Origin of the sequence: Asticcacaulis sp., from assembly GCF_020217185.1 — a bacterium.
In the GTDB taxonomy this organism is placed as follows: Bacteria; Pseudomonadota; Alphaproteobacteria; order Caulobacterales; family Caulobacteraceae; genus Asticcacaulis.
In genome coordinates, this window is sequence record NZ_JAIWNX010000092.1 from 1 (window position 1) to 10,000 (window position 10,000).

Annotated in this window: 10 protein-coding genes and 1 pseudogene; all 11 read left to right on the forward strand. The window is 60.7% G+C overall.

Going from position 1 to position 10,000, the window contains the following annotated elements; genetic code table 11:
- Window positions 1-342 (forward strand): annotated as a pseudogene (locus tag LDL37_RS04555) (NADH-quinone oxidoreductase subunit G); the annotation flags it as partial.
- A 6-nt stretch (window positions 343-348) separates the two neighbouring features.
- Complete coding sequence (nuoH, locus tag LDL37_RS04560; RefSeq protein ID WP_126423705.1) at window positions 349-1,434, forward strand: NADH-quinone oxidoreductase subunit NuoH; 1,086 nt, start codon at window positions 349-351, stop codon at window positions 1,432-1,434.
- On the forward strand, window positions 1,431-1,922 hold the full coding sequence (gene nuoI, locus LDL37_RS04565) for an NADH-quinone oxidoreductase subunit NuoI (protein ID WP_013480274.1): 492 nt from the start codon (window positions 1,431-1,433) through the stop codon (window positions 1,920-1,922). Before nuoH ends, nuoI begins: the two co-directional genes overlap by 4 nt.
- Window positions 1,923-2,121: 199 nt before the next feature.
- On the forward strand, window positions 2,122-2,730 hold the full coding sequence (locus LDL37_RS04570; protein ID WP_290795004.1) for an NADH-quinone oxidoreductase subunit J: 609 nt from the start codon (window positions 2,122-2,124) through the stop codon (window positions 2,728-2,730).
- On the forward strand, window positions 2,727-3,035 hold the full coding sequence (gene nuoK, locus LDL37_RS04575) for an NADH-quinone oxidoreductase subunit NuoK (protein WP_013480276.1): 309 nt from the start codon (window positions 2,727-2,729) through the stop codon (window positions 3,033-3,035). Before LDL37_RS04570 ends, nuoK begins: the two co-directional genes overlap by 4 nt.
- An 8-nt stretch (window positions 3,036-3,043) precedes the next feature.
- Window positions 3,044-5,116: an NADH-quinone oxidoreductase subunit L gene (nuoL, locus tag LDL37_RS04580; RefSeq protein ID WP_290795008.1), complete on the forward strand. Its 2,073-nt coding sequence runs from the start codon at window positions 3,044-3,046 to the stop codon at window positions 5,114-5,116.
- 16 nt (window positions 5,117-5,132) lie between these two features.
- On the forward strand, window positions 5,133-6,635 hold the full coding sequence (locus LDL37_RS04585) for an NADH-quinone oxidoreductase subunit M (protein ID WP_126423708.1): 1,503 nt from the start codon (window positions 5,133-5,135) through the stop codon (window positions 6,633-6,635).
- A gap of 11 nt (window positions 6,636-6,646) precedes the next feature.
- Window positions 6,647-8,080: an NADH-quinone oxidoreductase subunit NuoN gene (gene nuoN, locus LDL37_RS04590; protein ID WP_290795012.1), complete on the forward strand. Its 1,434-nt coding sequence runs from the start codon at window positions 6,647-6,649 to the stop codon at window positions 8,078-8,080.
- A 65-nt stretch (window positions 8,081-8,145) separates the two neighbouring features.
- Complete coding sequence (locus tag LDL37_RS04595; RefSeq protein ID WP_290795015.1) at window positions 8,146-8,874, forward strand: biotin--[acetyl-CoA-carboxylase] ligase; 729 nt, start codon at window positions 8,146-8,148, stop codon at window positions 8,872-8,874.
- Window positions 8,871-9,659: a type III pantothenate kinase gene (locus tag LDL37_RS04600; RefSeq protein ID WP_290795021.1), complete on the forward strand. Its 789-nt coding sequence runs from the start codon at window positions 8,871-8,873 to the stop codon at window positions 9,657-9,659. Before LDL37_RS04595 ends, LDL37_RS04600 begins: the two co-directional genes overlap by 4 nt.
- A partial coding sequence (locus tag LDL37_RS04605) for an MBL fold metallo-hydrolase (protein ID WP_290795018.1) occupies window positions 9,652-10,000 on the forward strand: 349 nt, incomplete at its 3' end. The genes LDL37_RS04600 and LDL37_RS04605, both read left to right, overlap by 8 nt.

Genomic DNA, 10,000 nt, shown 5'->3' on the forward strand with positions numbered 1-10,000 from the left:
ATATCCGAACGCGCCGTCTTCCCGAAGGGCGAGGCCAAAGAGGACTGGGCCATCTTCCGCGCCCTGTCGGCCAGGCTGGGCAAGACCCTGCCTTACGACAGCCTGTCGGACCTGCGCCGCACTCTGATCACCGATCATCCGACCTTTGGCCGCATCGACGCGCGCCCGACGCCCAAGGCGTTCGACGTGGCGATACTGGGGGCCAAGGGCGAGATCACCGGCGAAACCTTCGCCAGCACTATCAAAGACTTCTACCTGACCAACCCCATCGCGCGGGCGTCCGTGGCCATGGCCGATATTTCGGCCACCCGGTCCGGTCCGGTGAGCCTGGCGGCGGAGTAAGAGCATATGACAGACGCTAATTTCTGGGCCGGTCCGTGGGGCTGGACGATCATCACCATCGGGCAGGCTCTCGCCGTTATCGTCGGCGTGATGGTCTCTCTGGCCTTCCTGCTGTGGGGTGACCGCAAGGTGTGGGCCGGCGTGCAGATGCGCAAAGGACCGAACGTCGTCGGTCCCTTCGGCCTGATGCAGTCCTTCGCCGACTTCTTCAAGTTCGTGCTGAAAGAAGTGATCATCCCCGCCGGGGCTGATAAGCCGGTCTTCCTGATCGCGCCGCTTCTGACCTTCGTTCTGGCCTTCATGTCGTGGGCGGTCATTCCGTTTGCGCCGGGCTGGGTGGTGTCGAACATCAATGTCGGCATCCTTTACCTGTTCGCCATTTCGTCGCTCGGTGTCTATGGCATCATCATGGGCGGCTGGGCCTCGAACTCGAAATACCCCTTCCTTGGCGGCCTGCGGTCCGCCGCGCAGATGGTGTCCTACGAAGTGTCGCTGGGCTTCATCATCATCACGGTTGTGCTGCTGGCCGGGTCGATGAACCTGTCGGATATCGTCAACAAGCAAGCGGGGGGCTTCTGGAACTGGAACTTCCTCGGCGGCGGTGGGCTTCTGGGCCTCGGCATCATCAAGCTGCCGGTCATGTTCGGCATGATGGTTATGTTCTACATTTCGGCTCTGGCCGAAACCAACCGTCCGCCGTTCGACCTGCCGGAAGCCGAATCCGAACTGGTCGCCGGTTATCAGGTCGAATATTCCTCGACGCCGTACCTGTTGTTCATGATCGGTGAATACGCCAACATCGTGCTGATGTGCGCTATGATCACCATCCTGTTCTTTGGCGGCTGGCAATCGCCCATCCCGATGGACTCGATCATTGCCCCCGGCACTCTGGCCTACACCCTGATCAGCCTCGGCTGGTTCATCGTCAAGGTGGTGTTCTGGTTCATCATGTTCGCCATCGCCAAGGCCATCGTCCCGCGCTACCGCTACGATCAGCTTATGCGTCTGGGCTGGAAGGTCTTTCTGCCCCTGTCTCTCGTTGCCGTCGTTATCATCGCGGCCTACCAGGTTTTCGGAGGTAATTTCGCATGATCGGCCGTCTTGTCCAAGCCGCCAAGGGCGCGCTGTTGCTTGACTTCGTCGGGGCCACGGGCCTTGCCGTGAAATATATGTTCAAGCCGAAGAAGACCATCAACTACCCGTTCGAGAAGGGGCCGATCAGCCCGCGTTTCCGCGGTGAGCACGCCCTGCGTCGCTATCCCAACGGCGAAGAACGCTGCATAGCCTGCAAGCTGTGCGAAGCCATCTGCCCGGCTCAGGCCATCACCATCGAGGCCGAACCGCGCGAAGACGGGTCGCGCCGCACGACGCGCTACGACATCGACATGGTGAAGTGCATCTATTGCGGCCTGTGTCAGGAAGCCTGTCCGGTCGATGCCATCGTCGAAGGCCCGAACTTCGAATTCGCCACCGATACGCGCGAAGAACTGTACTACGACAAGTCGAAGCTGCTGGCCAATGGCGACCGCTGGGAGCGCGAGATTGCACGCGCCCTCGAACTGGACGCGCCTTACCGTTAAGGCGCGTGAGCGCGTTCCGAAAAGTGTGAAGCGGTTTTCGGAAACAAACGCGCGACAAGAGAGTAGGAGCGCTTCCCAATCGGGAAGTGCTCTGGAATATCCACCGATTCCGTAAGGATATGCCTTGCGGGATCACAGTCTGAGGGGCTAGGGAGCGATCCCGAACCCGCAAAGTAGAGAAGGGGCGGAGGTCCCGATCATGCTGGCAATAGCCTTTTACATTCTGGCGGCCGTGACCGTCGTATCGGGGGCGTTGGTGATTACCGCGCGCAACCCGGTGCACTCGGTGCTGTTTCTGATCCTCGCCTTCTTTTCGGCGGCGGGCCTGTTCGTCCTGATGGGGGCGGAGTTCCTCGCCATGCTGCTGGTCGTCGTCTATGTCGGCGCGGTGGCGGTCCTCTTCCTCTTCGTCGTCATGATGCTGGATGTGGATTTCACCAAGTTGCGGCAGGGCTTCGCCAACTACCTCCCCATCGGCATGGTGGTCGGTATTCTTCTGCTGATCGAGCTGATCATGATCTCCTCGGCGGTGGCGCAGCGCGGCGCGGCGGCGGGTCAATCGCCGCAGGTCTATGACGCTGAGATGAGCAATATCGAAGCGATCGGTCGCGTGCTCTACACAGATTACGTCTATGTCTTCCAGGCGGCGGGTCTGGTGCTTCTGGTGGCCATGATCGGCGCCATCGTGCTGACGCTCCAGCACCGCACCTATGTCAAGCGTCAGGACATCCACACCCAGGTGACGCGCCGCCGCAAGGACGCCGTGGCCATCGTCAAGGTCAAAACCGGCGAAGGAATCAAGGAATGACTATCGGTCTTGAACACTATCTGATCGTTTCGGCCATCCTGTTCACCATCGGGGTGTTCGGCATCTTCATGAACCGCCGCAACATCATCATCATCCTGATGTCGATCGAACTGATCCTGCTCGCGGTCAATATCAACTTCGTCGCCTTCTCGACGCACCTGCATAATGTGCAGGGTCAGATCATGGCGATGTTCGTCCTCACCGTTGCGGCTGCGGAAGCGGCGGTCGGTCTGGCTATTCTTGTGACGTTCTTCCGTAACCGCGGTGACATCGAAGTCGATGACGCCAGCATGATGAAGGGCTAAGGGAAGTCATGCAAAATCTGGTTACGATCCTTGTTCTGGCCCCGCTTCTGGGGGCTCTGGTCGCGGGCCTGTTCGGGCGCAAGATCGGTGACATCGCCTCTCAGGCGGTGACCACCGGGCTCCTGTTCCTGTCGTGCGCCCTGTCGTGGTACACCTTTGCCCAGCACACCTGGGGCGGCCTTGAGCCCTTCACCGTAAAGCTGCTCGACTTCATCAATATCGGCACCTTCCACTCGGCGTGGTCGATCCGCATTGATGCCCTGTCGGCCACCATGCTGATCGTGGTGACCTCGGTCTCCTCGCTGGTTCACCTGTATAGCTGGGGCTACATGGCCGAAGACCCCAGCCGTCCGCGCTTCTTTGCCTATCTGTCGCTGTTTACCTTCGCCATGCTGATGCTGGTGACGGCGGCCGACTTCATGCAGCTCTTTTTCGGCTGGGAAGGGGTTGGTCTGGCCTCCTACCTGCTGATCGGCTTCTGGTTCCAGAAGGACTCGGCGTCTTCGGCGGCCATCAAGGCCTTCGTCGTCAACCGCGTCGGTGACTTCGGCTTCGCGCTTGGCATCATGACCATCTACTGGATGTTCGGGACCATCAACTTCCACGAACTGTTCCCGCTGATCGCCGCCAAGGAAAACACCACTTGGATGTTCCTCGGCCATAGCTTCTCGGCGCTCGATCTGGCCGCCTTCCTTCTGTTCATCGGGGCCATGGGTAAGTCGGCGCAGTTCTTCCTGCACACTTGGCTGCCGGACGCCATGGAAGGCCCGACGCCGGTGTCAGCCCTGATCCACGCCGCCACCATGGTGACCGCCGGTGTGTACATGGTCTGCCTGCTGTCGCCGCTGTTTGAATACGCGCCGGTGGCCAAGATGATCGTCACCTATATCGGGGCTATCACCGCCATCTTCGCCGCCTCCATCGGCTTCACGCAGAACGACATCAAGCGCGTCATCGCCTTCTCGACCTGTTCGCAGCTCGGCTACATGTTCTTCGCTGCGGGCGTCGGGGCCTATGAGGCGGCCATGTTCCACCTGTTTACCCACGCCTTCTTCAAGGCGCTGCTGTTCCTCGGGGCCGGGTCGGTCATCCACGGCATGCACCACGAACAGGATATGCGTCACATGGGCGGTTTGGCCAAGTATCTGCCGGTCACCTACGCGGCCATGACCATCGGCACTATCGCCATCACCGGCCTGGGCATCCCCTACACGCAAATCGGTTTTGCGGGCTTCTTCTCGAAGGACATGATCATCGAAACCGCGTGGGCGGCCCATAATACGCCGCAGGGCATGTTCGCCTTCGTGATCGGTATTCTGGCGGCCCTTCTGACGGCCTTCTATAGCTGGCGTCTGGCCTTCATGACCTTCCACGGCAAGAAGCACTGGGAAGCGGCGCACGACGATCATCACGCGCACGGCCATGACGACCACGCGCACGCTGCTGTCGCTCACGCGCACGATGATCACGCCCACGCTCATGGTCATGACGATCACCACGGCCACGCGCATACACCGCACGAAAGCCCGATCGTCATGCTGATCCCGCTGATCGTCCTTTCGATCGGTGCGGTGGCCGCCGGTTTCGTCTTCGCGCCGTACTTTATCGGCGATCACGCTCACGCCTTCTGGGGCCACGCCATCCAGCACGGACCGCACAACCACGTCCTGCATGAGGCGCACCATATCGAAGAAGCCTGGGTCAAGTGGGCACCGCTGGTGGTCACCCTGATCGGTACAGCTCTGGCTGTGTACTTCTACCTGCTGAAGCCCGCCCTGCCCAAGGCCATGGCCGCGCGCAAGGGGCCGCTGTACACCTTCCTGTACAACAAGTGGTTCTTCGATGAGCTGTATCAGGCGACCTTCGTGAAGGGGGCCAAGGCGCTCGGCGACCTGTTCTGGAAGGTGCTCGATGTGAAAATCATCGACGGCCTGGGCCCGAACGGTGCCGCCTGGACGGCGCTGAAATCGGCGCAGCGTCTGGTCAAGACCCAGACCGGCTATGTCTATCACTACGCCTTCGTCATGTTCCTCGGCATCGCGGGTCTTCTGACCTGGGTTGTCTTCGGTATGGCGCGATAGGGGAGAGCTTTTAAGTATGTCACCGGTAATCCCCAATCTTCTCAGCCTTATTACCTTCCTGCCACTGGTAGGGGCGTTGGCCATCCTTGGCGTCAAATGGGTCTCGCGCAAGGATGACGCCAGCGTCATCGAGCGCAATGCCAAGTGGATCGCCCTGTGGACGACGCTGGCGACCTTGGCGCTGACGGTCGTCCTGCTGGCGGGCTTCGACCGCACCACCACCGACTATCAGTTCGTGGAAAAGGTGCAGTGGTTCAGCTTCCTGAGCTACCACATGGGTGTCGATGGCATTTCGGTGCTGTTCGTGGCCCTGACGGCGCTGCTGATGCCGCTGTGCATCCTCGCCTCGTGGGACTCGGTCAAGACGCGCCTCGTCGAATATATGATCGCCTTCCTCGTACTGGAAACGTTGGTCATCGGCGTGTTCACCGCGCTCGACCTGTTCCTCTTCTACGTCTTCTTCGAAGGCGGTCTGGTTCCGATGTTCCTCATCATCGGTATCTGGGGCGGCAAGGACCGTATCTACGCGGCCTATAAGTTCTTCCTCTATACCCTGCTGGGGTCCGTTCTGATGCTGGCGGCCATGTTGTACATGGTCAGCGTCGCGGGCACGTCGGACATCCCGACCCTTTCGACCTACGCCTTCTCGCAAGCGGCGCAGCCGTGGCTGTGGTTCGCCTTCTTCGCCTCGTTCGCGGTGAAGATGCCGATGTGGCCGGTGCACACCTGGTTGCCCGACGCGCACGTGCAGGCCCCGACGGCGGGTTCGGTCATGCTGGCCGGTATCCTGCTGAAGCTCGGCGGCTACGGGTTCATCCGCTTCAACCTGCCGATGTTCCCGCACGCTTCGGAACTGTTCACGCCCTTTGTGCTGACCCTGTCGGTGATCGCCATCGTCGTCACCTCGCTGATCGCCTTCCGTCAGACGGATATCAAGAAGCTCATCGCCTATTCGTCGGTCGCTCACATGGGCTTTGTGACCATGGGGATCTTCGCCGGTAATCAGGCGGGCGTGCAGGGCGCGGTCTATCAGATGATCTCGCACGGCTTTATCTCCGGTGCGCTGTTCCTCTGCGTCGGTGTGGTCTATGACCGCTGGCACACGCGCGAAATCGCCTTCTACGGCGGTCTGACCAAGCTGATGCCGCACTTCGCCTTCGTCTTCCTGCTGTTCACCATGGCCAATGTCGGCCTGCCGGGCACGTCGGGCTTTGTCGGGGAAATCCTGACCATGACCGGCCTCTATCAGGCTTCGACCTGGGCCGCGCTGGTTGCCGCCACGGGTGTTATCCTGTCGGCCATGTACGCCCTGACCCTGTTCAAGCGCGTCATGTACGGCGAGGTGACCAATGAACAGCTCAAGGGCCATCCGGACCTGAGCTTGCGTGAAAAAATCATCTTTGCGCCCCTGATCGCGGGGACGCTGCTGCTGGGTATCTATCCGGCCTTTGTATTTGACTTTACCACCGCCAGCGTGGACGCCGTTGTGGCGACGTACCGCGCTGTTATCGGCGGATAGGAGCGCCCCTTATGGATTTGACATCGGCTCTTCATCTGGCCCTTCCGGAACTGATCCTGGCGGTTTCCGTACTCGGCATCCTCGTTTACGGTGCGCTGCGCGGTGACAAGGCGGCAGGCTCTGTCGCGGCGCTGTGTGGTGCGGCCCTGATCGCGGCGGCCTTTGCTGCGGCCTTTAACGGTCACGGCAAGGTCTTCAACGGGGCCTTCATCGCTGACGGCGTGGCCAATTTCGCCAAGACCTTCATTTACATCGCCTCGGCTCTGGTGGTGGTGCTGGCGCGCGGCTATTTCGAGCGTCAGAACAATAACCGCTTCGAATTCCCCATCCTCGTCACCCTGTCGGCCATCGGCATGAGCATGATGGTGTCGGCGGGCGACCTGATCGCCCTCTATATCGGCCTCGAACTGAATTCGCTGGCGGCCTATGTCATGGCGGCCTTCCGCCGTGACGACGCCAAGGGTTCGGAAGCCGGTCTGAAGTATTTTGTGCTGGGTTCGCTGTCTTCGGGTCTGCTGCTCTACGGCATCTCGCTGGTCTATGGCTTTGCGGGTTCGATGAATTTCGACGCCATCGCGGCCTCGGCTCAGGCCAATATGCAGGTCGGCCTGATCTTCGGTCTGGTCTTCGTCATTGCCGGTCTGGCCTTCAAGGTCTCCGCTGCGCCGTTCCACATGTGGACGCCGGACGTCTATGAAGGTGCGCCGACCCCGGTCGTGGCCCTGTTCGCCGGCGCTCCGAAGTTTGCGGCTCTGGTGCTGCTGGCGCGCGTGCTCAACGACGCCTTTGCCGGTCTGCACGATCAGTGGGCGCAGGTGCTGCTGGCCATCGCCACCCTGTCCTTCCTGATCGGTGGCCTCGGCGGCCTGATGCAAAAGGACTTCAAGCGCCTGCTGGCCTATTCGTCGATTGCCAATATGGGCTATGCCATGCTGGCCCTGGCGGCCGGTACGGATAAGGGCGTCATGGCGCTGCTGCTGTTCTCGGTCCTGTACATGGTCGATACGCTGGGCCTGTTCTCGGCGCAGATCGCCCTGTCGCGCAAGGGCATTGCCGTCAGCAAGATCGACGACCTGTCGGGTCTGTCCAAGGTCGATATGAAGCTGACCATCGCCATCACGGTGCTGGCCCTGTCGGTGCTGGGGATGCCGCCCTTCTCCGGCTTCTGGGGCAAGTTCTTCGTCTTCGGTGCGGCCCTCGAAGCCGGTTACTGGGGCTTTGCCGTGGCCGGTCTGGTGGCTTCGGTCATCGCGGCCTTCTATTACCTGCGTATCATCAAGGTGATGTGGTTCGATGGGGATAAGGGCGAGCTGGACAAGGCCCCGTTCGAGGCCAAGTGGATTGCCTATGCGGCCGCCGCCTTTGCCTTCCCGATCGCGGCCTTCGCCCTGTCCGGCCTCTATCCGCTGGCGGAAACGGCGGTCAAAAGCTTTGGCCTGAACTAACGCACTGTTGACGTAGCCTGATTTATGGGGTGCAGGGGTTTGTAACCCCTGCATCTTTTTTTCATATGACACCTGTTGATCTGTTTGAAACCCTGACATCTACCCAGACTGAAGCCCTGAACCGGCTACGGGCGGGAGATTGCGGCCCGCGCTGGATATGTGCGCAGCGCCAAACCGCCGGGCAGGGGCGTATGGGGCGTCAATGGGACGGGCCGTCGGGCAATCTGATGGCCTCGTGGTACGGGGTGCTGCCGGTCGAGATGCGCCGCGTGACGCAACTGTCCTTTGTGGCGGCTCTGGCGGTAACCGACGCGATCCGTCCCTTGCTTAGCGTGCCCGACCCCCTGAAGATCAAATGGCCGAACGACGTGCTGTACGAAGGGCGCAAGCTGTGCGGTATTCTGGCCCAGAGCGAAACCCTTGCGGCGGGTTTGGGTGTGGTCATCGGCATCGGCATCAATATCGCCGAAGCGCCGAAGGGGCTGAGCTATGGCACGGCGGCGCTCAATGAATTGACGGCGCAACCGCAAACCGTCGAAAGCATCTTAGACGCCCTCGATGCGACCCTGACGCGGCGTCTGGACGACTGGCTTGCGCATGGCTTTGAAGCCACAGCCGCGCAGTGGTGGGATCAGGCCTATGGCCGCGACCGCCTCTGTCTGATAGAGCAACACCCTCAGGCCCGGACGGGAACGATTCTTGGCCTTGATGACTATGGCGCGCTGCGCGTCAGAGACCCGGTCGGCACGATCCACGTGATCGCCAGCGGGTCCGTTTCGTATCCGGAGGCCTGATGCTGCTCGCCATCGAACAGGGCAATACCAATACATTGTTCGCCGTGCACGATGGTGAAGGCTGGCGCGCCCAATGGCGCACGGCCACCGAATCGACGCGGACTGCCGACGAATACGCCGTCTGGCTCTATCAACTCCTTCAGATGAACGGTCTCGACTTCAATCAGATCGAAGACTGCATCATCTCCTCGGTCGTGCCGCAGTCCCTGTTCAACCTGCGCAAGCTGGCCCAGCGCTATTTCAACAAGACGCCTTACGTTATTGGTGACAATACGCACCTTGGCATCGAAGTCCGTATCGACAAGCCGTCAGAAGCCGGGGCGGACCGTCTGGTCAATACGGTGGGTGCGTGGATCAAATACGGCGGTCCACTGATCGTCATCGATTCCGGCACCGCTACCACCTTCGATGTGGTCGCCGCCGACGGCGCGCTGGAAGGGACGGCGATTGCGCCGGGCATCAACCTGTCGGTTCAGGCCCTGCATTCGGCGGCGGCCAAGCTGCCGCGCATTGCGATCGAGCGCCCGGCGCACTATATCGGCAAGGACACGGTCAGCGCCATGCAATCGGGCATATTCTGGGGCTATATGGGCCTTATCGAATATCTGACCGACAAGATTCAGGCCGAATACGGTCAACCCATGACGGTCGTGGCGACCGGCGGCGTGGCGTCGCTGTTCGAAGGCGCGACCGACCGCATCCATCATTTCGATCCCGATCTTACGCTGCGGGGTCTGCTCGAAATCTATCAGCGTACCCTCTCTAATCAAAAGAAAAATGAGTAAAAACAAAGACGAACTGGTGTTTCTGCCGCTGGGCGGCTCAAACGAAATTGGTATGAACCTCAATGCTTACGGCTTCGGGCCGGAGCATGACCGGAAATGGATTCTGGTCGATGTTGGTGTGACCTTTGGCGACCTGACCACGCCCGGCATCGAAGTCATCGTGCCCGACCCCAAATTCCTCGAAGGCGAGGAGATTCTGGGTGTCATCCTGACCCACGCCCACGAAGACCATATCGGGGCGCTCGGCTGGCTGTGGGATCGCATCAAGGCGCCGCTCTATGCTACGCCCTTCACGGCCTTCCTCATCCGTGAAAAGCTGCGCGAGGCGGGGGTCGAAGACT

Coding starts and splice junctions, on each gene's coding strand:
- nuoH (WP_126423705.1), top strand. CDS start 349: ATGACAGACGCTAATTTCTGGGCCGGTCCGTGGGGCTGGACGATCATC.
- nuoK (WP_013480276.1), top strand. CDS start 2,727: ATGACTATCGGTCTTGAACACTATCTGATCGTTTCGGCCATCCTGTTC.
- LDL37_RS04570 (WP_290795004.1), top strand. CDS start 2,122: ATGCTGGCAATAGCCTTTTACATTCTGGCGGCCGTGACCGTCGTATCG.
- nuoN (WP_290795012.1), top strand. CDS start 6,647: ATGGATTTGACATCGGCTCTTCATCTGGCCCTTCCGGAACTGATCCTG.
- LDL37_RS04595 (WP_290795015.1), top strand. CDS start 8,146: ATGACACCTGTTGATCTGTTTGAAACCCTGACATCTACCCAGACTGAA.
- nuoL (WP_290795008.1), top strand. CDS start 3,044: ATGCAAAATCTGGTTACGATCCTTGTTCTGGCCCCGCTTCTGGGGGCT.
- nuoI (WP_013480274.1), top strand. CDS start 1,431: ATGATCGGCCGTCTTGTCCAAGCCGCCAAGGGCGCGCTGTTGCTTGAC.
- LDL37_RS04585 (WP_126423708.1), top strand. CDS start 5,133: ATGTCACCGGTAATCCCCAATCTTCTCAGCCTTATTACCTTCCTGCCA.